Below are 20,573 nucleotides of genomic sequence, written 5' to 3'. Positions count from 1 at the left end.
GTTTATAATGTTCTTCTGCTTCTGTTTTCCGGTCAAGTTCAGATAGCAAATTGGCGTAATTATAGTGCGCCTCCGCTTAATTCGGATTCGCAGCTATCGCCTGTTTATAATGTTCTTCTGCTTCTGTTTTCCGGTCAAGTTCAGATAGCAAATTGGCGTAATTATAGTGCGCCTCCGCATAATTCGGATTCGCAGCTATCGCCTGTTTATAATGTTCTTCTGCTTCTGTTTTCCGGTCAAGTTCAGATAGCAAATTGGCGTAATTGGAATGCGCCTCCGCAATATTCGGATTCGCAGCTATCGCTTTTTTATAATGCTGTTCTTCTTGTTCCTTTCTACCAAGAAATCCAGCCGCCACTCCAGCATTACAATAAGCTCCTGCCTTTGCTTTTCCTTCCAGACTACGCTCCGCTGCAAGCGCAAGTACATAAGCGAATGCGTGTATTCCACCCATGCCTGCTTGTGTGGACAAAACCATTAGCTTCTCCACCTTTATCCCCATCTCCTCTGCCGCCCACACCGCCTCCTCCACGCACGCATCCAGGTCGCCGCGCTCGATGCAGGGCGCGAGTTTCTGGAGGAATTCCTTGGTTTTGTTATTTTCTGGCATAATTCTTAACTTTTTATTAAACTTAAAATTTAAATAGAAGCCTACCATATAAACATATCGAATGGCGGCAGCATCCGCAACCGGAAAAGATCAATCAAGCTGGATTACAATATCAACAGACGAATATGAATCTATAAAGGAAACCATAGAAATTCTGTCGGATATAGACATCATAAAACAACTTGAAAAAGGTAAGAAAGATAGCACAAAAGTCAGGGATTTTGAAGAATTAGCTGAAGAACTGGGGATTTAGGACTCATCTTTATTGTTCTTTGCATATAAATAAGGATTTAAATGAAAATAATATATGACCCAGAAACCGATTCACTTACTTTGATTCTAAGAGAAATGGCTGTTAAAGAAAGCGATGAGGTCCGGGAAGGTCTCATAGTTGATTATGGGGAAGATAACAAAATTGTGGCAATAGAAATGCTTGACGCTTCTGAAAATATATCCGAACCTCAGGCTATTCTATACGAAATCAAGGGACAGAAAGCCGCGCATAAGGCAATTGCATAATCCGGCGATTCCATCTCTCCCGCCGCCTCCTCCACACACGCATCCAGGTCGCCACGCTCGATGCAGGGCGCGAGTTTTTGCAGGAGTTCTTGGGTTTTGTTGTTTTCTGGCATAATTCCTTTCCTCAAACTTTGCAACTTTTTTCATCGGAATTGAAGAGTAATTTACCCCTCAAAATTTCTTTCACGAAAGGATTATCCTTACTTTTCATATCTTCAAATTCCTGTTCCGTATAGCAAAGCGGTTCTATCGGTAACTCCGTCATTTCAAGAATTTTATCTATACGATCTAAAAAACGTTCCTTAAAATCTCCTATGATAGCAAGATCGATATCACTTCCTTCATTAAAGTCATTGCGAGCTACTGAACCGAACAAATATACCTTTTTGATATTGATACAAGAAGTGAGTTTCCCAACAAAACTTTTTATTTTGCCAGGAAGTTCCTCACTTCTGCTAATATCGATTCTGCATATTTTATGCATTTGTCTGCATCCTCTCTTGTGTAGTATTCAAAAGGTGAACCTGATGGAAAAGCATCAGGATAACGCGGTGGAATGTAGTGTTTGTCAAGTTCCATTGAAGCTCTCCCAAGGTCTTTGAATTGCGGAATTATTTTTTTGACTTCCCTGAATAATTCTCGCGTCGAATGGGTTACAATCGTCCTTTGGCCCTTCATAAGAAGAAGGCTCTTTAGCGCCTTTTCTGAAGCTTGCTGGGCGTGAAAACATGCGCTCTCATAGAACTCTTTTTCCATCAAGACCATTGCAGCGCCAAGGTCACGTTCACCTTGTTTTAGCCACCTGATCGCCTCTTCTAAGTTGCTCATATCCTTATTACCTCTTTAGATTCACATGAGATAAGTTTTTGAGTTATTGTGAAATTTCAATGCAACTTTATTGTTTTTCGCCTATAAATAATACTGTTTCATCAAGAATGGGCAGGCAATCGAATACTATTAACTTAGCCCCTATCCCCATCTCCCCCGCCATCCGCGCCGCCTCCTCCACACACGCATCCAGATCGCCGCGCTCGACGCAGGGCGCGAGTTTTTGGAGGAATCTTCGGTTTTGTTGCTATCTGACGTTATTATTCCAGTTAGGTTTTAAGAAGTTCAAGTTCTCTTTCAAGGTCCACAGTTGAGTATTTTGACCTGTATCCCTTACTCACCATATATTCCTCTATCTCTCCAACAGTCAATCCAGTCTCTTCCGCAGCCCTGGATATACTGATTCTACCCTGCTCGTATTTTCGCAATACTCTGTCCTTCTTGTAATTACCTATAGCATCAGCTATAAGCTTTCTAATAACGGTTGTCCTGTCCTCATGCTCTTCATCTGCTATTCGATTCAGTTCTTCTAACACTTTTTTGTCAAGCCTTATCCCAAGAGATACTAAATCAGACATATTCACCTCTTTTGATTCTCACATTATTTTATAGAGTTCTATATTTTTCTTTTGCCTTTTCCGTAAATTATAAGTTCATTAATAAACTCTTGGAATGTGATTAAAGAGCATGGATCTTAACAAATATAAAAACCTTACCCGCGGTATCTCTGATACTTATGTGAACGTGCACCCCATCCAGCGTGGCGGGGTACTGACAGCAGAAGCGCGAAAAGCCCTTCTTGAATTCGGGGACGGTTATTCGGTATGCGATTATTGTTTCGAATCAAGAGTTGATCTTGTTGATAAACCCCCGGTTCACGATTTTACAGGGGATGTCGCAGAATTCCTTAATATGGACGATGTAAGGTTCACGGCAGGCTGCCGCCATGCGAAATGGGCTGTAATGCACATGGTTTGTGAGCCTGGTGATACCGTTGTTTTAGATGCTCTTGCCCATTATACCTCATATCTTGCCGCAGAGGCGAACAAATTAAACATTGTGGAAGTCCCGCATAACGGTTATCCCATGTTTGAAATTGACCCACAGGGGTATGCCGTTAAATTCGAAGAGATAGAGCAAAAGACAGGAAAACTCCCCTCAGTAGCAGTGCTTACGCATGTGGATTACAGGTATGGGAATATCGCTGATGCCGAAAAAGTCGGGGAGATATGCAAAGAATATGGTGTCCCGTTCCTTTTAAATACTGCTTATTCATCAGGAATAATGCCTGTTGATGGCAAGAAGCTCCATGTGGATTTCCTGTGCGGCTCAGGACATAAAAGCTGGGCAGCATCTGCACCTATCGGGATACTTGCAACAACTTATGAATGGAGCACGAAGGTGTTCAATAAATCAACATGCCGTGGGGACTGGAGCGGGCGTGGATTCACTAAAAAAGAAGTTGCATTGTTCGGCTGCTCGCCAGTGTTCGGGGCGCCCGTGGCAACGCTTATGGCCTCATTTCCTGCTGTTGTAGAACGTGTGAAGCACTGGGATAAAGAGGTAAAAAATGCACAGTATTTTGTAAATGAGCTTGAGAAGATCGAAGGGTTCCACCAGATGGGTGTCAAGCCAAAACAGCATCCTCTTATGAACTTTGAAAGCCTGGCACTTCATGAGATCGCAGAAAAGGATAAGCGCAGGGGATATTTCCTGTATCATGAGTTAAAAAAGAGAAAGATCGTTGGCCTTCATCCTGGTATGAGCAAGAATTTCAAGATCAATACTTATGGCTTGAAAAGTGAACAGATCGAATATGTGGCCAACGCCTTCAAGGATATAGCAAGAGAAAACGGAATAAAAGTCGAGGAATAACGATGAAATATGCAGAATTGTCAATGAAATTCAGGAAATTTTTTGAACTTCCTTCTTCACCAGTGGCTGTCAGGATCATTAATGACGCTTCAGAAAAAAAAACAAGCAGCCAGCCAATGCGCTTTTGTGAAATGGTACGAAGAAGCGCTTTTTACGGGGAAAGTTTCGTTTTTAGCGTAGAAGAACTTACCTGCACAAGCGCTGAACTTGCTCTTGGTTTCACGGAGCCAAGCTACGGTGAGGTCTATCCGCGAATAAAGCCTGCAAATACAAAATTAGTAAGTGTCAGCACCCTTGAAAAGACTGAAAAAAAACCCGATATTGTTGTAATAATCGGAAATCCGCGAAAAATAATGCGCGTTTCAACAATACTTGCCCAATTGCATGAAAAACAGCCTGTAGAAGTTAAATTCAAAGGAGAGTTCGCAGTATGTGGTGAGTGTACTGCAATCCCGTTCATGGAGAAAAAAGTCAACCTGTCGCTTCTTTGCAATGGAGCCAGGATGTTCTCGGGCTACCGCGATGATGAGGTCGTAATGGGTTTTCCGCTTGATGATTTTGTCCGGATTGCAGAAAGTACAGAAGAAAAAGAGATAACAAACGCATTGTGCGGCTGCATAATGGATGATATTCCCGCAGGCGCAGTATCAGCAATCGAAAAAATAGGATTCGGGAAAGGAACAGACCAGTTCTTCGGCCGCTTCGGAAGTGAGATCGTACGATTATACACGCCAAAGGAAAAGGATGGAAAGATCACATCCCTGACACTGCATGTACCAATAAAATTCAAGGATAGCAATACTGCATCTTCTGCTAATGAAAAAGCAAAGGAAATCCTTGAGAAACCATTGCTGCACAGGGTAAGGGATAATTGGATTGATATCGCTCTTCCCCTTGATCTCGGAGAAACGCTCAACAGGGCAAGCATGCGCGGTGAAAAGTTCGAAGCGCTTGTTAAGAGCGGCATTAACACGATATTAAAGGAAACCGAGAAGATAAAGAGGAAAGCGACATAATACTTTCACTTCGCACTTTGAGATAATATATCACCTGTTGTGCTGGATATCATTTTGTTGGTATACAGTTTTGCCACATTGAGGAGAGATAGCTATTAAAATTAAGATTGTCATTGACCACCGTGAAATGCGCTCCAGGGTACCAGAGGCGCTTGAAAAACTTGGTGCAGAAATTGAGATCAGCACCCTGAAGACAGGTGATTATGTTGTAAGTGATCGCGTGGCATTCGAAAGAAAAACGGTCGATGATGTTTTCGCAACCCTGATCGAGCGCCGGGAGCTTTTTTCACAACTTATGGACCTGGCGAAATCGTACAGGAAACCCATTCTGATCATTGAGGGTGAAGATATATTCTTCTTTTCAGGCCGAAGGATGAATCCAAACGCAATACAGGGTTTTCTTAATTCCATTGCCCTTATGCGTATCCCAACCATATACACGCTTAACGAGGCAGAAACAGCCCAGGTTATCACTATGATCGCTGCAAAAGAGCAAACAGATAAAACCAGGCCTTTCAATTTACACGGAAAACGCAGCCGTCTCTCACAAAGTAAAGTGAAAGAATATATTGTATCATCGCTTCCAGGCATAGGACAGGTAGCTGCAAGGAATCTGCTAAAGCACTTTGGCAGTGTGGAAAATATCATGACGGCGCAGCTTGAGGAACTGATGAACGTGGAACGTGTTGGTTACAAGACCGCACAAAGGATAAGAGAACTTGCAGGAGGGCGGTATGAATCAAAATAAAATAAAAATAGAATTCAATGATAATGAAATAACCCTTGATAAAAAGCTGTCAACAATTGATGATCTGGTATTGGATTTTTCTGAAATACTTACAAGAAATAATATCCGTTATGCGCTTTTTTCAAGATATGTTCCTATTCTATTTGGTAGTAATGAAACAAATGAAGAAAAAGAAGAACTAAAGGATATTGATATCCTGACCCAGAATATCTCATTTGAGAAATTTTTGAAATTGTGGCTTGAAATTGAACGATCGTACGAATGCAAAAACACAAGCGATCCCATTGATGCATACAACGCCTACCTGAAAAACCATCACGCTGTAAGAATTGTAAAAAAAGATAGTCAAATTCCGGAGTTCAGGATTAAGATAGTTAAAAATGAAATGGATAGATTTACACTGAAATACCGCAAAAAAGTAATACTTGGCGACAGGAATTTATTTATTTCACCTCTTGAGATGCAAATATCGTATAACTTATTCAAGGGTTCTCCAAAAGATATTGGTGACGCAAGATACCTGTACAAATTGTCCGGAGCAAAACTTAACATTACAATGATGGAGAGGTTCTTTGGCGAATTGAAAATCCCCAGAGAAAGTATTGATACATATCTTAAAATATAGGTGATATGTGAAAGAGGAAGATTCCAGATATGGTTATGATTTGGATATAATTTTGGAAAATGCTTATTAAAAAATAAAATAATGTTATATTCTATTATGAGAAAAACGCTTATCCTGACTTTTACGGCTTCAATCTCATATTTTATTATTTATGTCCTGCTGAAATTTTTTTTACAGAATAAAATCTTTGATTGGCAAAGCGCATTGTTAGGTGCTATAATGTTCGGTTTTATCATTTTTCTGGTCCATAATTTCGTTGTCTGGACAAAACCAATTCAATGATAAATTGGCCTGAGCTACAAATAAAACACAATAAATTACAATTAAATGGTGTGATATTGAGCTTTCTGCTTCTTTTGTAATTTCTTCAATATCTTATACCACTCAAGCATAAATAGAATTAATCCTGAAATTGCTATGAATTCAAACAATTTATAGGTTGTGTAATCAGGTGCATTTTCCTCAAGGCCTTCAAGAAATTCATGAATGATCATAAAAAATCCTGCCATGAATATAAATATGCTACTTCGGTAAAAACTTTTTTTATTGGAAATTATTTCATCTGAGTTCGCTTCTTCTTTGTTTATAAATTTCCATACCAGAACTATTTGTATAGATAGAAAAACTGCAAATAAGGTGGATATTATGATTGCTCCTTCAATAATTCTATATAGAGTAAGATCATCAATTATTCCACCCAATAATCTATCCATTAGAAGGGTTATGATTTACAGATTTATAAAGATTTTCATGAACTTTTCTTCATAGCATGAACATTTTTAATTTTCTTAATTAATTCATCCACATTTAGAAGAAATATTCCATTGGCAGCATTGATCAATTCCATGGAGCATCTGGCCTGTGAGAAAACTTTTCCTTCATAAAGATCAAGCCAGAATTTAGGTAAATTCTTCTTTTTTCGTACCATACCTCCAGTCATATCTGGCGAAGCATAGAGGACTTTGTTAACACCTGAGGTGATCAACCTTACAAAACACATCGGACAGGATTCAAGGGAAGTGTATAATGTAAGCCCTTGAACCTCTGGAATATCAAATTGTATGTCTTCGAATTCGTCCATAACCACCATTTCTGCATGCCTGTCACTTCGAAAATACGGATGAAACACTTCGTTGTGACCCTGAACGACTACATTGCCATGAATATCAACTAAAATACATCCTACACCAAAATTACCCGAATCCACACCTTTTAATGCCAGCACATTTGTCAGCCAGACATATTTATCATCAGGATATGCGTTGTTGAATTTATAATCCAAAAGCCAGGTTCTCAATTTGCTGATTTTTTCATTTTCATGACCGATCTTTGCAATTTCTTTCAGTCCTGACTCTTTTATCTTTTCATTTCTCATCTTGCTCCCCCTCCCCCGCCTCCAAATCCGCCGCCTCCGCCGAATCCGCCACCGCCACTGAATCCACCGCCGCCACCTGATGAAGGCGGGGATGGTGGAGATGTCATGCCATATGCGCCTCTGAAGTATATCGGCATGTAGGTCACTGCATGGACTTCAGGTATTTGTATATTAAGCTGTTTCATGGCTTCAACAACCTTATCCCCCACGCCGAGCGTTGTTCCATAGACAAGCCATTCCTGCCACATCTTTATATCCTGTGGTGCGTATTTCTTTATTGATGCGAAATCAGAAAGAAATGTCTTGAAAGCATCCCATTCGAGTTTCTCTTTATAATAATTTTCCTTCCACCTTCCGAAAAGAGAAGATGAAACAAATAACGGGGGAACAGTTTGTAGTAACAGGACGAGGGAAGTATATATGCCAATGGATAAGAGATAAGAAGTAACGACCAGGACTAATAGGAAAAACCCGAATATCATCCATGTGTATTTCTTTCCGCTCCTTACAAATTCATTGGCAGCCTTTTTCTGAGGAACCTTCATTACATCATTCATATTATCCCGAATAATATTCAAATCGTATTCAGCCTCAGAACTCTTCTCCATGATTTTATTCCGCAAATCTTCGATTTTGTGTTCCATTTCACTGATATCAAACACATTGTTTATAGAATAACTCTCCAAAAACTTCAGGACTTTTGTTTCGTATTCATCCTCTGCGTTTTTGTGTCCTTTCAGGAGAGTTATCCTTAATTCTCCCTCGGTTTCAATTTTAATGAGTTCTCTTTTATGCAAGTCAAGAAGTGTCGCATAAAATCCATTCTCATCATAGTCAAAGGGATCTTTTCTAAAAACAAGATTAACAAGCCATGGTTTACGTTTACCTGGAACAAAACTCAGGAATTTTGGCACTGTGAAACTTTTTTCCCTGCCGAATTTATAATAAATAAATACAAGCAATACAGGAAAAAGGAACACCATGGCTCTGAGAGCAGAACTTAATTGTGAAAAGATGGAATATTTGGAATTTGCTTGAAGTGTTTTTCCTTGGACATCTGATATGGAATTTGGAAATCCTTCCATTTCCTCCAGAATAGCGGGATCAAGCAGCATCTCTATCTCAAAAAGTGTATTTTTCGGGCTTCTACCTTTCACAATCCATGTATCGCCATCTTTCTCTACATCCATTAATGAATGCTCAAAAAGCCGGGAAATATAGCCTCTGGGGTCATAGATAATCATTATTACCTTATTGTATGGAAGATGCTCGTCTGCGAGTTTTAAATTCAGATGGCAGTATTCTTTATCACATTCAAGAGGAGGATGCAGACTAAAAACATAGTTGATATTGTAATTTCCGGCATTGAATCTTCCAGGTTTGTAGCTGCCTGCTTCGTTCTGCATAGCAAGGGATGAAATATCATTAGTATATCGGACATCTTCTGCATTTGAGATCACTCTGGTATTGCCACGAAAATCCTTGATATAAGGAAATGTTCCGGATGGCGGAGAAATGCTGACAAGTTCTATGTGAGGATTGGTTTTTATTGTTGTATCAGGTATCCCGTAAGAAAGCGGTACTTTCCAGTCCCGATATAGCATCCTGTATTTACCCGATCCTTTGATTTCATAAACAAAATTTTCTTCAAGTGTCCCATTCAGGTACAGGTTCGCATTGTAGGCATCCACATAAACATCCCCGCACCCTCCTAAACCGCATGCGTTCTCCATGCCAGGAAATTCCCCGATAAGGTAAAGCCCGGCTAAACCTATCCACGTCACGACAATTAATAAAATTACGATTTCCTTATTTTCATTCAACCCCAACTCACCACTGGCCTTTTTAATTCCTCGTCAAAGAAATCCAGATATTCCTTCTTGCTCATACCAGCCCCGCGTCCAATGAATTTTGAAGGAATAGTATCCATCATGGTATTATATTCCTGGATAATATTATTATATGTATATCTGTGTCTTGCTATCTCATCCTCTACATCTTTGACCGAGGCCATCAATGAAGTTACGGTTTCTGAAGTTTTTAATGCAGGATAATTTTCAGCAACTGCGATAATATTTCCAAGAATCCCGCGGCTTTCAACATCAATTTTTTTAAGTTCTCCCGTATCTGCTTTTCCCACGTTTACCCGCAGGCTCGTTATTTTTTCAAAAGTATCCTTTTCGAACTTAGCATAGCTTTTAACTGCCTCAACAAGCTGTTCGATCATGTCGAGCCGCTTTTTCATCGCAACTCTTGCCTGGGATAGTGTCGCATCTGCGGCATTCCTTAAGCTTTTGAGCCTGTTGTATGTGGAAAAGAAATAGATGATGCTAACAAGGAGTATTATTACAAGAATTATCACAAGGATAGATACTACCACTAAAATATCCATATAATATAAGTTATTTCAGGCGCTATATAAAATTTCTGATACTTGCTGGCTCAAATCTCATTTTTGATTATCATGAAGTTTTCCCGCGCTTGGGAATGGTCATGGCTTCGTCCAAGTCGCGCCGGGCTCTTTTGAATTTTAATCCATAATTCGCAATCACTTGATGGTAAATGCATATTTAGAGCAATCTCATAACGCACTAAAGTTTTATATGTTACTAATTCCATTATATTTGAATATAAATGGCTGAAGCAGAACTTATCAGAAGAATGGCGAATGATATGGCAGCGTTAAAAGAGCAAATGAGCCGATTAGAGATTGTCATTAATGAAATTGATCAAGACATTCACAGGGAAGTAAATCCTCAATATCTAAAAAAATTAGAGAAAATAAAGAAACAGAAAGGCATTAGATTCAAAAGTTCTGAAGAATTTGATGAATATTTTTCGGAATAAATATTCTCTATTTGAGATTATTTCATAAATATTTGTATTCTGCGTGTTGTTACTATCACTAAATACTATAGTACTACAGCTGCTATAAGTGTAACTACACGCGATAACTAAGCGACAATTAAGAGATAATTAAGCGACAATTAAGAAAAAATTATTAGAGCTATTATAAGTGTTTAAAACAGGAAAAAAACTATTTATACTTTTTATTTTCTGGAAAAATTTTATATATTATTTGAACGTACTAAGTATAGTAAATATGAATGAAAATCAAACATTCTCTCTTGAAATAAAACCAGAGCTTGCCAAGAAATTAAAAAAGCTCCAAAAGAAAAATCCCCTTCTGTTTGCCCGTGTGAAAAAGAAGATTTTTGAAATCATAGAGAATCCCACTCATTACAAACCACTGAAATATGGTGTATGAAAAACATTCGTCGGGTCCATTTTGACCCTTTTGTTCTGATCTTTACTCTAAATGAAGATGAGCGACTTATAGAATTTTTGGATTTTGAACACCATGATAAAATATATTTATAAAAATAAGTCCAAGAAATTATAAGTCGCTTTTCACTCTTCCACCCTCGCCACGTTCATATTCCTCTTAAGTCCCATCGCCTCAGCCACTGATTCGCATTTTGTCTTCAAAAGATATGCTATCGGCCTGAAATCATACTCAGACATTGTCTCATAATTCGCCATCCCCTTGCTGATTATCAGCGACGCATTCCCCAGCGCCTCCACAAGCTCTGGCGGCGCCTCCTGCAAACATAAACCGATGGCGTTTGAACCCGTTGTAAGTATCCTGTCAACCATTTTATCGATACCAAGTTCCAGAGCTTCTTTCATGGTGACATCGTTCAATATCGGCGCGCCCCTGACAACAAGGGTGATTCTGCCTCCGAGCTTTTTTATCTGCTCAAACAGCAATGTGTCAAAAACGATCTCTCCACAGTTATCGGCAAGATAGACGACGTTGCTCAGCATCGTTTTTATCTTATCTGAATCATCCACATCAAGCCCGTGTTCGATCTGCTTCTGCATGGCATCCTTTGCTGTTGCTTTATCAGCGTCAAAACCGAGTACCCCGAAATCAAACGAATTGCCAATAATTGATAAAAGCACCGCGCGCCTGAATGAGTCTTTTTCAGAAACAAATTCCCTTCCCATGGGCAAAAGCTTCATTGCAGCCGCATTGCTTTCCTTTTTTTTCTCTGAATATGGATCAATATCCCCAAGGATCCTGTATGCTTCCCTGTGGATCTTTGTGGAAAGATGCGTCGCCGCCCCGTCAACCATGTATTTCCTGAGTACTTCTATCCCTGCGATAATTACTTTTTTCTGCAATTCCACGTCTTTTGTGGAAAGTTCTGCCTCGAACTGTACTCTTGATAATAAACACGGCGCACATCTGGGATGGGTCTTCAAAATATTTTCTCCTAAAATTCAAATAATTGCTTCTGCTTTGTTTCAGCCTGCACCTTTCTTTCTCCCATCCCTCTTAACATTTCTCTTGTTACACCAAAATCAGATAATATCCGTTCAACAGGCGGAAGTATCTGTTTATTTATATAATAATCAACATCAATAGGCAGGTTTTTCTTTTGCGCATATTCAGGGTCTTCGGCGCGGTCAACAAATATCGCATTGCCTGCCACGATCACAAAAGGTATCCTGTCACCGACATGTGAAATTATGCCCCTTTTCCGGAGTTTTTCTATTACTGTTATATGTGGCTGCCTGTTCCTGTAACTTTCAATTTTTTTTGTATATTGGCGTGTCAGGATAAGGTCGTCAAAAAGCGGGCTTGTGGAATCTATTGTTTTTATGCTGTTTATCGTATTCTTGACAAGAAGAACGGCATCATCCACTTTTCCTTCCTTCAGGACAAGCTCAAGGACTTTCTCAATAGTCTTTGTGGTAAGCTCGCACCAGTCGCGGCGAACTGTCTCCATCCCCTTCACTTTTATCTTTTCCTTCAAACCTTTCGCCGTTTTTTCCTGGATAAGGAGTGCATATCGCTTCTTGGCAAGGAATATAGCGCGCCTGGCAAAAGAGTCAAAAACAAGCTCCATTGGCTTAACAAGAGAATCCGTTACGGTATTTGCGATCGTATTTCCTACAAGCTGCGCCTCATCAAAGTTAATCTCTTTATCAGCAAGATGCACAAAAACGCTATCAGTATCTCCATAAACTACCGATAACCCAATACGCTTCCCGCTTATATTTTCATCTTTTTTGAAAGCTTTTCCATCCTTCAGGATTATTTCCCTGATATCCTTCTCTATCAAATCTTTCGTTCTCAGGATATTCTCCCTTCCAAAGCTTGTTACTGCGCTTGCAAGTGTCAAACTGTACAATCGCGCCCTCGTATATCCTGAATAGCCGTAGAAACTGTTTAGAAGAATTTTAAGCGCAAGCTGTGTGGCATCCAGCACCCGTTTTTCCTCCTCATTTGCTGTTTTCATTTTAGCGCGCGTCTCCTGCCTGCGGTTCAGGAGATCTTCAAGAATGGATGGCACGATACCTTTTACAACTTTTTTGGAAACGAAAACACCACCCGTCGGCGCTTCTATAACGTCAGCCGGCCGATCTCCCACAACTTCAGTTGTATAACAAAGATTATGCGCCATCATTATGGTCGGGTATAATGATTTGTAATCAAGGATGACGATGTTTTCAAGAAGACCTTTCTTCGGAGGCAGGACTTCAGCCCCGGCCAGTTCCTCGCCTTCATCATAGCGCTCTTCAGATATTTCCCCTGTTGGGCGCGGAGGTAACACACGATCGTTTTTCATATATTCACGAAGCATAAGGTTCTCCACCATCTGGGTCTGCCCTCCATCGAGGATATCCTGGAGCAGCGTCCCGCTCACTCTTGCAAGAGCGATGTATTTATCAATAAGCCTGAGTTTCAACAGGAAAAGAAGTGCAAGCTCCGAGTCACGCCTTGAATACTCGATGAATTTCGAAAGTTTTTCACCATTGTCTTTCCAGTAATCTTCCATTTCAAGGAATGGTATTTCAAGTTTTTCAGACCCCAGCAATTCCTTTGCCGCATTCCTCAGAGTATATTGTTTGAGTGAAAATTCCCTGCGAAGCAAAGGCAATACGTCCACAGCAATGCGGCCCATCACGCTTACTCTTGTAACATTCCCGATTCTCTTATAATAGAGGTCCCTGCCATCTCTGCCTGCGATCGGCTCTATCCGCGCTCCTTTTCTATTAAGAGTTTTGATCCTGTCAACAATATACGGAATATCAAAACTGTTTGAGTTGTAGCCCACAAGAATATCAGGGTCGTACTTTTTTATTATTTCGAAAAACCTGCGAAGCATTGCTTCCTCAGTGCCATAGCTTTCGGTTTCAACATCTGCTTTTGCATCCTTCCCAACAAGCACAAGTGTTTTCTTTCCTTCAAAATCAGGCGCAAAAGCAAGACTCATAAATACAATTGGAGAGGTTTCAGGCACCGGCATGCAGCCATTCAATGGCAGGCACTCAATATCAAATGCAAGATGCCTCAGAGGTGCGTTTTTCAGAATTTCAACAGGTTCTACATTCTCTGATGTTATTTTCAGGTCGCTTATGATATTATTGCTTATTGCGTCCCCTTCAGGTTCTGCTTTTGCCCAGCCCATGCCGCCAAGCCCTTTATCTACCATGTACCTGTTCCTGAAAAGGATGTCTGTCTCATATATCTCATCAACCATTTTTCGGACATCATCGCGGATGATTGGAACGCTTTTCGGATCATACAGGGTGATCTTTAGCATGCTTGTTTTATTCTTGAAATAACCAACAGGTTCAAACCGCCTTACCTGCTCGATCCTTTTTATATGATCTTTAAACTTTTCCAGCAAAATAACTGACAATTCCGGCGCTGCTTTTACATAAAAATAAGGTTCAAAACCCGGCACATGACAGCATATACTGTTTCCAGACTCATCTCTCCCATAGAGCCTTATTACAGGCTTATCATCTTTGTAGGTGTAGTCGGCATCAAGAATCTGGAATTTCATGATCGTTAGATTTGATTTCAAGTGTTTATATGTTTCTTAATTCTCAATATACAATTTCAATATACATCAACAATATTAAATATCATTAGCAAATTAATACCATGAGTAAATATTGTAACAAGGTGTAAGAATGTATTGCAGCAAATGCGGGACAATGAATTCGGATGACGCGGAATTTTGCTCAAAATGTGGAAACAGCCTGAAAATCTCTACGATCTCAGTAAACGTATCCTCCAGAGGTGAATTGGGGACTGAGAAAGATGTTGTCCTGCACAGGATCTTTGCCGTAATAATTGATTATTTTGTAATGGGATTTTTATCATTCAGTATTGTCGGTGCTTCAATTGTTCCCGGCCTTGCGGCCAGATCACCGATGACGGTCATAAGCGGTTTTTTCATGAGTTTATTTATTATAATGCTCCTCTGGATATTTTATGGTATATTACTGGAAACATGGAAAGGCCAGACTGTTGGTAAGATGATCCTCGGGATTATTGTTGTTAAAGAGAACGGAGAGCCATGTGACTTTTTAGCAGCCCTGTTGAGAAATGTTTTGCGGATAATAGATAGCCTGCCTTACTTTTACATATTGGGATTTATCGTTATGGCGATCACAGAGAAAAGACAAAGACTCGGAGATCGTTTAGCCGGAACAGTTGTTGTCAGGATTAAGCATTAAGTCATCAAACCTGCTATCACATTCTTCCTGTAGTCTGAAAAACCGTCTTCAAGTATCGCTTCCCTTGCTCCTTTCACTATTGACTGGATAAAATGAAGATTATGTATGGACGCAAGCCGAAGCGCCAGGAGTTCGGATTCCTTGAAAAGATGATGCAAATATGCTCTTGTATAATTCCTGCATGTATAGCACCCGCAATTTTCATCTATCGGTGAAAAATCCATTGCCAATTTATTCCGCGCAATATCAATACTCCCTTTTGAGGTCATGAGGGTCTGGTGCCTCGCATTTCGTGTTGGGAATGCGCTGTCAAAAATATCAATGCCGGATTCGATCGCATTTAATATCTCTATCGGTGAACCCACACCCATAAGGTAGCGCGCTTTATCTTCAGGAACAAGCGGAACGCTAAATTTCAAAACATCATTCATTATTTCCTTGGGCTCACCGATCGACAGGCCGCCTATACCATAGCCGTCAAAATCCATCTCTATCAGTTCCTCAGCACATCTTTTTCTCAATTCTGCAAAAGTCCCGCCCTGGAGTATTGCAAAAAAGAGCTGTCCGTGGTTTTGTTCCACATTTTTGGCCATGGATGCCCACTTTATTGTCCTTTCCATTGATGCTTCAACAACGCTAAACTCACTCCCGTAAGCAGGGCAATCATCAAGCATCATTGCCACATCGCTTCCAAGCAGCTTCTGGTTCTCAAGACATATTTCAGGAGTGTAAGAGTATTTTTTCCCGTCCCGCAGGTTCTTATAAATAATTCCCTCATCGTTTATCTTGAACGGGAAATCCTTCCGTATCATCTGGAAGCCGCCGCTATCAGTAAATATTCCACCTTTCCAGTTCATGAATTTGTGCAGGCCGCCTGCTCTCTGGATAATCTCGATCCCTGGAGCGAGCAACAGGTGAAAAGCATTGCTTATCAGCACTTGTGTTCCCATTTCGTACAGCTCGTCAGTTGTAATGGTCTTCACAGTCGCTTTTGTGGCAACTGGCATGAATGCAGGAGTATCGATGATGCCATGGTTGGTCATGAGTTTTCCTGCTCTTGCTCCTGTAATTTTATCTGTGTGGATCAACCTGAACATATTATTTATTCCTACCCTTGAAAACAAGCATTGCATCCCCGAAACTGTAAAACCTGTATGAATGTGATATGGCTTTATTATAAGCCTCCATCAAGCGTTCCCGGCCTGCAAAAGCACTCACAAGCATCAAGAGCGTGGATTCAGGAAGATGGAAGTTTGTGATCATAGCATCAATTCTTGACCTGAATTGATATGATGGATAAATAAAAAGCTCACTGAATCCTTCTTTTTCTACTATTTTCCCGTCAATGCATGAACTTTCAAGCGCCTTTACAGTTGTTGTTCCTGCTGCTATGAGTTTTCCCCGTGTTCCATTGATAATATCTGCATTTTCCCTCCTGACAGAAATATATTCGGGTTCCATAATATGTTTTTCAATATCCTGGGCCTTGACCGGCGTGAAAGTACCGGGGCTTACATGCAGGGTAACATAAGCGATGTTGACGCCTTTTTCTTTTATCCTCCCCAATAACTCGTTCGTGAAATGAAGGCCGGCTGTTGGCGCTGCAATTGAGCCTTTTTCTTTCGAGTAGACAGTCTGATAGCGGTTCTTATCATCGAGTTTTTGTTTGATATACGGAGGCAGAGGCGCTTCCCCTATTTTTTCAAGAATATCAGGAAGATTCCCATTACAATTGAAATTAACAAGATACCTGTTCGTATTGGGCCTCTCCAGGATCTGGAGCACTGTTGCTTCAAGCTCACCAAAATTAAGTTTTGTACCTTCGCGGATATTCTTCCCACGTATCATGCATTCATAACCAGCGTCATTTTTTGAGACAACAAGCGCTTCCACATAGCCGCCTGTACTTTTTTTGCCCATCAGCTTTGCAGGTATCACTCTTGAATCATTAAGAACAAGGGTATCTTCGGCCTCAAAGTAATCCGGGATATCACAGAAAAAACGGTTCTCGATCTGTTTCCCCTGTTGTCCCACCACCATTAATTTAGATGCGTCTCTTGGTTCTATTGGAGATTGGGCAATAAGTTCTTTAGGAAGATGATAGTCAAATTCGGAAAGTTTCATTGACTGCTAAGTTTACATTGTTGTTTAAGTAATTTTTCATCAGCCAATTAAGTTTAGCCAATCGAGTTTAGCCAATTAAGTATTTCTTAAAAATATTTTGCCATTATTTTATCAGGCCCAATTCCATATTATTGATGATATTATTTTCGTCTTTAAACCGATATTCTCGCTGGCTTCGATTCCCTCTTCGAATCAGTATATTCTCGCGGGACATCCTTGCAAGATATGTCGATACCGTGCTGAGACCGATTTTTCCATAAACTGATTCATATTGTTTTTTTACATCAAGAGATGTGAACCATACCCTAGGATATTCAAATCTTAAGAACATTTCCAATCTTTCTTTTAATGTCAATGCTTTTGATTCGCTTATGTTGTTCATGGTCGATGCCCGGGATGGAATTTCAGTTCTTGTTTTTGAAGCAGCAAGAATGAATTTCATAGCAGATACTACAGGGAATTCACCTTCGAATTCGGCATCCGCTCTCGTTCCGTCGTCCCTGACAAGATGTACTTGCACTTCATCTGCCTCTATCGAATTAAGGTAAGCAACTGCAAGGTCAATGCATTCAGGACCTTTGTAATTTATACTGCATGCGTTTGTTCCTTCGATTTCAAGCCTTATTTTCATAAACCTCAAAAAATTGGAGGACTGCCCGTCCCATCGAGACAGACAGTTTTACATCCGGATTTCCCCTCCGATGTTTCCTTCGTGTTAAATCATGTTCGTTTTGTGAACGACTTTGTAAATAGATGTAATTATTGGTATATATACTTTTCAATTGAAATAAAGGTAAATGGACATATATGTTAAATATAACAAAATTAAAGGTTATTTTTAATAAATATTTATTATTAACTATGATTTTGTCAATTTAAATAACTATATACCATTATATTATTTAATATTTCGTTTAATTCCTCAATTATGTTCAAATTATTTTTCCAGTGGAAATAAAGGGGTACGGGTTATTCCAGCTTAACACACTTATTCACAAATTTTTTTGGAAAATATTGTTTAATAATGTGTATATTTAGTATGTATTACAAAAATACCGATAGCAAAGGCAGGAATATGAAAATCGCTTATATTTGCATATTCCAATAGGAAAAATTTGGATAATCTATTTTAATAATAAAACTAAATAAAGGCTTAGGCAGGTGAACAGGCATGGCTGAAAACACAATAGAATCTTTACAGGATGAAAAACGTATCTTTAATCCGCCTTCTGAATTTAGCAAAAAAGCGTATATAAAAAGTTTTGATGAATATAAAGAAATTTATAAACAATCGATCAACGACCCCGCAACATTCTGGGCAGAGAAAGCACATCAGCTTAACTGGTTCAAGGAGTGGGAAAAAGTCAATTCATGGGATCCTGAAAAAGCCATTTGCCGCTGGTTCGAGGGTGGAAAGCTGAATGCATCATATAATTGCCTTGACAGGCACCTATCCGGGCGTGGGGACAGGATCGCTATCCTCTGGGAGGGTGATGGCGGTGAAACACAACAATTCACATATAAACAATTGTATATGGAAGTCTGCAAATTCGCGAACGTGCTGAAGAACAGAGGTGCAAAAAAGGGTGATAGGATAGCGATTTATCTTCCTATGATCCCCCAGCTTGTGATCTCAATGCTGGCATGTACAAGGATCGGAGCCATTCACAATGTTGTATTTGCAGGTTTTAGCGCTGATTCATTAACAGATCGCATTCATGACAGTTCATGTTCATTTGTAATCACGGCTGATGCCGGTTTAAGAGGAGGGAAAATCGTCCCGCTCAAGGAAAGTGTGGACCGGGCGATAAGCGGCAAAAAAAACTCTGTGAATACAGTTATTGTTTACAACCGCACAGGCACGAAAGTGAATATGAAGCAGGGAAGAGACTTCTGGTGGCATGAGGAGATAAAGAACGCAAGCATTGAGTGCAAACCGGAAGTGATGGATGCTGAAGACCCACTATTTATCCTTTATACAAGCGGAAGCACCGGCAAACCGAAAGGTGTGCTTCACACCACTGGCGGATATTTATTGTATGCTATGCAGACTTTTAAATGGATATTCGATTACAGGGATGAGGATTTATACTGGTGCACCGCTGACATAGGATGGATAACAGGCCACAGCTACATCGTGTATGGGCCGCTTGTAAGCGGAGCAACAAGCCTGATGTTTGAAGGTGTTCCGAATTATCCACAGCCTGACAGGTTCTGGGAGCTTATTGAGAAATATAAAGTAACGATATTTTATACAGCTCCGACGGCGATCAGGGCGCTTGAGCGAAGCGGGGATGAATGGCCAAAAGGAAGAGACCTCTCAAGCCTCCGGCTTCTTGGAACCGTGGGTGAGCCAATAAATCCCGAGGCATGGATGTGGTACTATAACGTGATCGGGAACAGGCGCTGTCCCATCGTGGATACATGGTGGCAGACTGAAACAGGGGGAATACTCATAACGCCGCTGCCGGGAGCTACGCCTCTTAAACCCGGTTCCGCGACATTTCCTTTTCCAGGGATAGAACCGATGGTCGTGAAAGCGGATGGAACCGAAGCCGATATCAACGAAGGAGGGCAGCTTGTTATAAAGAAGCCGTGGCCAGGGATGATGAGAACTGTTTTCGGCAGCCACCAGCGTTTTATCGAGAAGTATTTCTCCCAGTTCCCGGGACTGTACCAGACCGGGGACAGCGCACGGAAGGACGAGGACGGATATTTATGGATCATGGGAAGGATCGACGACGTGATAAAGGTTTCAGGACACAGGCTTGGCACTGCGGAGATCGAAAGTTCCCTTGTTTCCCACAATGCAGTCGCTGAAGCTGCTGTTGTGGGTTATCCCCATGATATTAAAGGGGAAGCCATCTATGCTTTTGTCACACTTAAGGAAGGTGTGAATAAGACCGATGACCTGAAAGCCGATCTTGTCATTCATGTCAGGAATTCGATCGGTCCTATCGCAAAGCCTGAGAAGCTGCAATTTGCGGACGCGCTTCCCAAGACGCGCTCCGGGAAGATAATGAGGCGCATATTGAGGAAGATCGCATCGGGTGATGTGCATGACCTGGGGGATATCACCACGCTTGCTGATCCATCTGTTGTGGAAGTGCTTGTGGAGGAGAGGGAGTGAAATTGAGATACTCATGACTTTGAAATCCCTTGAAGATGGAAAAGTGACATTCCTTAAAGCGGCAGAAATGGCGGGAATGAATGTTTGGGATTTTGCTAATATCTTGCGGGAAGAAAGTATAGTGTGGATAAAATCTCAAAGACTCATACGACAAGATCTGGATGATGCGCTACGATGAAAA

General features: G+C 40.6%; 23 protein-coding genes and 1 pseudogene. 11 read left to right on the top strand and 13 right to left on the bottom strand.

Going from position 1 to position 20,573, the window contains the following annotated elements; all coding sequences use genetic code 11:
- Positions 1–76 precede the first annotated feature (76 nt).
- A complete protein-coding gene (locus FIB07_01330) occupies positions 77–658 on the bottom strand; it encodes a tetratricopeptide repeat protein (protein NJD51490.1) in 582 nt (193 codons plus the stop codon).
- Between the two features lie 13 nt (positions 659–671).
- Between FIB07_01330 and FIB07_01325 the strand changes: the two genes are divergently transcribed.
- The gene (locus FIB07_01325) at positions 672–863 is read left to right on the top strand and encodes a hypothetical protein (GenBank protein ID NJD51489.1); all 192 of its coding nucleotides are present in this window, start codon (positions 672–674) and stop codon (positions 861–863) included.
- A gap of 41 nt (positions 864–904) precedes the next feature.
- A complete protein-coding gene (locus tag FIB07_01320) occupies positions 905–1,129 on the top strand; it encodes a DUF2283 domain-containing protein (protein NJD51488.1) in 225 nt (74 codons plus the stop codon).
- A gap of 124 nt (positions 1,130–1,253) precedes the next feature.
- Here the strand turns inward: FIB07_01320 and FIB07_01315 are convergent, their stop codons facing one another.
- The 3 genes from FIB07_01315 to FIB07_01305 form a co-directional block, all read right to left on the bottom strand.
- Positions 1,254–1,613 (bottom strand): nucleotidyltransferase domain-containing protein, encoded by a 360-nt coding sequence (locus FIB07_01315; GenBank protein ID NJD51487.1) that lies wholly within the window; start codon positions 1,611–1,613, stop codon positions 1,254–1,256.
- On the bottom strand, positions 1,556–1,957 hold the full coding sequence (locus tag FIB07_01310; protein ID NJD51486.1) for a HEPN domain-containing protein: 402 nt from the start codon (positions 1,955–1,957) through the stop codon (positions 1,556–1,558). Before FIB07_01310 ends, FIB07_01315 begins: the two co-directional genes overlap by 58 nt.
- Positions 1,958–2,226: 269 nt before the next feature.
- Positions 2,227–2,535 (bottom strand): hypothetical protein, encoded by a 309-nt coding sequence (locus FIB07_01305; protein NJD51485.1) that lies wholly within the window; start codon positions 2,533–2,535, stop codon positions 2,227–2,229.
- A gap of 109 nt (positions 2,536–2,644) precedes the next feature.
- On the opposite strand from FIB07_01305, the gene pscS reads away from it, so the two are divergent.
- From pscS to FIB07_01285, 4 genes are all read left to right on the top strand, one after another.
- Positions 2,645–3,832, top strand: a complete 1,188-nt coding sequence (pscS, locus tag FIB07_01300) for an O-phospho-L-seryl-tRNA:Cys-tRNA synthase (protein ID NJD51484.1) — start codon at positions 2,645–2,647, stop codon at positions 3,830–3,832.
- 2 nt (positions 3,833–3,834) lie between these two features.
- Entirely contained in the window at positions 3,835–4,848 is a 1,014-nt protein-coding gene (locus FIB07_01295) for a hypothetical protein (GenBank protein ID NJD51483.1), read from the top strand.
- A gap of 127 nt (positions 4,849–4,975) precedes the next feature.
- Positions 4,976–5,596, top strand: a complete 621-nt coding sequence (locus tag FIB07_01290; protein NJD51482.1) for a hypothetical protein — start codon at positions 4,976–4,978, stop codon at positions 5,594–5,596.
- Positions 5,583–6,221: a hypothetical protein gene (locus FIB07_01285; GenBank protein NJD51481.1), complete on the top strand. Its 639-nt coding sequence runs from the start codon at positions 5,583–5,585 to the stop codon at positions 6,219–6,221. The genes FIB07_01290 and FIB07_01285 overlap by 14 nt, the downstream gene beginning before the upstream one ends.
- A gap of 323 nt (positions 6,222–6,544) precedes the next feature.
- Here FIB07_01285 and FIB07_01280 read toward each other — a convergent pair whose 3' ends face one another.
- From FIB07_01280 to FIB07_01265, 4 genes are read right to left on the bottom strand one after another with little or no spacing between them, the layout of a single operon-like run.
- Complete coding sequence (locus tag FIB07_01280) at positions 6,545–6,934, bottom strand: hypothetical protein (GenBank protein ID NJD51480.1); 390 nt, start codon at positions 6,932–6,934, stop codon at positions 6,545–6,547.
- Positions 6,935–6,969: 35 nt separating this feature from the next.
- The gene (locus FIB07_01275) at positions 6,970–7,596 is read right to left on the bottom strand and encodes a nucleoside deaminase (GenBank protein ID NJD51479.1); all 627 of its coding nucleotides are present in this window, start codon (positions 7,594–7,596) and stop codon (positions 6,970–6,972) included.
- Positions 7,593–9,419 (bottom strand): DUF2207 domain-containing protein, encoded by a 1,827-nt coding sequence (locus FIB07_01270; protein NJD51478.1) that lies wholly within the window; start codon positions 9,417–9,419, stop codon positions 7,593–7,595. The genes FIB07_01275 and FIB07_01270 overlap by 4 nt, the downstream gene beginning before the upstream one ends.
- Positions 9,416–9,988 (bottom strand): LemA family protein, encoded by a 573-nt coding sequence (locus FIB07_01265; protein ID NJD51477.1) that lies wholly within the window; start codon positions 9,986–9,988, stop codon positions 9,416–9,418. Before FIB07_01265 ends, FIB07_01270 begins: the two co-directional genes overlap by 4 nt.
- A 242-nt stretch (positions 9,989–10,230) precedes the next feature.
- On the opposite strand from FIB07_01265, the gene FIB07_01260 reads away from it, so the two are divergent.
- The gene (locus FIB07_01260) at positions 10,231–10,443 is read left to right on the top strand and encodes a hypothetical protein (GenBank protein NJD51476.1); all 213 of its coding nucleotides are present in this window, start codon (positions 10,231–10,233) and stop codon (positions 10,441–10,443) included.
- A 256-nt stretch (positions 10,444–10,699) separates the two neighbouring features.
- Positions 10,700–10,977, top strand: a pseudogene (locus FIB07_01255) (type II toxin-antitoxin system mRNA interferase toxin, RelE/StbE family).
- Between the two features lie 30 nt (positions 10,978–11,007).
- Here FIB07_01255 and FIB07_01250 read toward each other — a convergent pair.
- Positions 11,008–11,865 carry a DUF89 family protein gene (locus FIB07_01250; GenBank protein NJD51475.1) on the bottom strand — a complete coding sequence of 286 codons (858 nt, stop codon included), beginning with the start codon at positions 11,863–11,865 and terminating at the stop codon, positions 11,008–11,010.
- A gap of 11 nt (positions 11,866–11,876) precedes the next feature.
- On the bottom strand, positions 11,877–14,459 hold the full coding sequence (locus tag FIB07_01245; GenBank protein NJD51474.1) for a DNA polymerase elongation subunit: 2,583 nt from the start codon (positions 14,457–14,459) through the stop codon (positions 11,877–11,879).
- 130 nt (positions 14,460–14,589) lie between these two features.
- Between FIB07_01245 and FIB07_01240 the strand changes: the two genes are divergently transcribed.
- Positions 14,590–15,138 carry a zinc-ribbon domain-containing protein gene (locus FIB07_01240; protein NJD51473.1) on the top strand — a complete coding sequence of 183 codons (549 nt, stop codon included), beginning with the start codon at positions 14,590–14,592 and terminating at the stop codon, positions 15,136–15,138.
- Here the strand turns inward: FIB07_01240 and tgt are convergent.
- From tgt to FIB07_01225, 3 genes are all read right to left on the bottom strand, one after another.
- Positions 15,135–16,235: a tRNA guanosine(34) transglycosylase Tgt gene (tgt, locus tag FIB07_01235; GenBank protein NJD51472.1), complete on the bottom strand. Its 1,101-nt coding sequence runs from the start codon at positions 16,233–16,235 to the stop codon at positions 15,135–15,137. The two genes, FIB07_01240 and tgt, sit on opposite strands and share 4 nt — an antisense overlap.
- Position 16,236: 1 nt before the next feature.
- On the bottom strand, positions 16,237–17,262 hold the full coding sequence (gene queA, locus FIB07_01230; protein ID NJD51471.1) for a tRNA preQ1(34) S-adenosylmethionine ribosyltransferase-isomerase QueA: 1,026 nt from the start codon (positions 17,260–17,262) through the stop codon (positions 16,237–16,239).
- 103 nt (positions 17,263–17,365) lie between these two features.
- Complete coding sequence (locus FIB07_01225; GenBank protein ID NJD51470.1) at positions 17,366–17,893, bottom strand: hypothetical protein; 528 nt, start codon at positions 17,891–17,893, stop codon at positions 17,366–17,368.
- A gap of 540 nt (positions 17,894–18,433) precedes the next feature.
- Here FIB07_01225 and acs point away from each other — a divergent pair.
- Together acs and FIB07_01215 are read left to right on the top strand one after the other, a co-directional pair.
- Positions 18,434–20,392: an acetate--CoA ligase gene (acs, locus tag FIB07_01220; GenBank protein ID NJD51469.1), complete on the top strand. Its 1,959-nt coding sequence runs from the start codon at positions 18,434–18,436 to the stop codon at positions 20,390–20,392.
- On the top strand, positions 20,316–20,570 hold the full coding sequence (locus FIB07_01215; protein ID NJD51468.1) for a hypothetical protein: 255 nt from the start codon (positions 20,316–20,318) through the stop codon (positions 20,568–20,570). Before acs ends, FIB07_01215 begins: the two co-directional genes overlap by 77 nt.
- Positions 20,571–20,573: the final 3 nt, after the last annotated feature.

The organism is Candidatus Methanoperedens sp. (genome assembly GCA_012026795.1).
In the GTDB taxonomy this organism is placed as follows: domain Archaea; phylum Halobacteriota; class Methanosarcinia; order Methanosarcinales; family Methanoperedenaceae; genus Methanoperedens.
The sequence above is the reverse complement of the archived record's forward strand: the minus strand, read 5'-3'. Positions and strand labels throughout refer to the sequence as shown.

What these genes read in the sequence shown, in the direction of transcription:
- FIB07_01330 (NJD51490.1), bottom strand. Translation starts at nt 658, where the DNA reads ATGGTAGGCTTCTATTTAAATTTTAAGTTTAATAAAAAGTTAAGAATT.
- FIB07_01325 (NJD51489.1), top strand. Translation starts at nt 672, where the DNA reads ATGGCGGCAGCATCCGCAACCGGAAAAGATCAATCAAGCTGGATTACA.
- FIB07_01320 (NJD51488.1), top strand. Translation starts at nt 905, where the DNA reads ATGAAAATAATATATGACCCAGAAACCGATTCACTTACTTTGATTCTA.
- FIB07_01315 (NJD51487.1), bottom strand. Translation starts at nt 1,613, where the DNA reads ATGCATAAAATATGCAGAATCGATATTAGCAGAAGTGAGGAACTTCCT.
- FIB07_01310 (NJD51486.1), bottom strand. Translation starts at nt 1,957, where the DNA reads ATGAGCAACTTAGAAGAGGCGATCAGGTGGCTAAAACAAGGTGAACGT.
- FIB07_01305 (NJD51485.1), bottom strand. Translation starts at nt 2,535, where the DNA reads ATGTCTGATTTAGTATCTCTTGGGATAAGGCTTGACAAAAAAGTGTTA.
- pscS (NJD51484.1), top strand. Translation starts at nt 2,645, where the DNA reads ATGGATCTTAACAAATATAAAAACCTTACCCGCGGTATCTCTGATACT.
- FIB07_01295 (NJD51483.1), top strand. Translation starts at nt 3,835, where the DNA reads ATGAAATATGCAGAATTGTCAATGAAATTCAGGAAATTTTTTGAACTT.
- FIB07_01290 (NJD51482.1), top strand. Translation starts at nt 4,976, where the DNA reads ATGCGCTCCAGGGTACCAGAGGCGCTTGAAAAACTTGGTGCAGAAATT.
- FIB07_01285 (NJD51481.1), top strand. Translation starts at nt 5,583, where the DNA reads ATGAATCAAAATAAAATAAAAATAGAATTCAATGATAATGAAATAACC.
- FIB07_01280 (NJD51480.1), bottom strand. Translation starts at nt 6,934, where the DNA reads ATGGATAGATTATTGGGTGGAATAATTGATGATCTTACTCTATATAGA.
- FIB07_01275 (NJD51479.1), bottom strand. Translation starts at nt 7,596, where the DNA reads ATGAGAAATGAAAAGATAAAAGAGTCAGGACTGAAAGAAATTGCAAAG.
- FIB07_01265 (NJD51477.1), bottom strand. Translation starts at nt 9,988, where the DNA reads ATGGATATTTTAGTGGTAGTATCTATCCTTGTGATAATTCTTGTAATA.
- FIB07_01260 (NJD51476.1), top strand. Translation starts at nt 10,231, where the DNA reads ATGGCTGAAGCAGAACTTATCAGAAGAATGGCGAATGATATGGCAGCG.
- FIB07_01245 (NJD51474.1), bottom strand. Translation starts at nt 14,459, where the DNA reads ATGAAATTCCAGATTCTTGATGCCGACTACACCTACAAAGATGATAAG.
- FIB07_01240 (NJD51473.1), top strand. Translation starts at nt 14,590, where the DNA reads ATGTATTGCAGCAAATGCGGGACAATGAATTCGGATGACGCGGAATTT.
- tgt (NJD51472.1), bottom strand. Translation starts at nt 16,235, where the DNA reads ATGTTCAGGTTGATCCACACAGATAAAATTACAGGAGCAAGAGCAGGA.
- queA (NJD51471.1), bottom strand. Translation starts at nt 17,262, where the DNA reads ATGAAACTTTCCGAATTTGACTATCATCTTCCTAAAGAACTTATTGCC.
- FIB07_01225 (NJD51470.1), bottom strand. Translation starts at nt 17,893, where the DNA reads ATGAAAATAAGGCTTGAAATCGAAGGAACAAACGCATGCAGTATAAAT.
- acs (NJD51469.1), top strand. Translation starts at nt 18,434, where the DNA reads ATGGCTGAAAACACAATAGAATCTTTACAGGATGAAAAACGTATCTTT.
- FIB07_01215 (NJD51468.1), top strand. Translation starts at nt 20,316, where the DNA reads ATGTGCATGACCTGGGGGATATCACCACGCTTGCTGATCCATCTGTTG.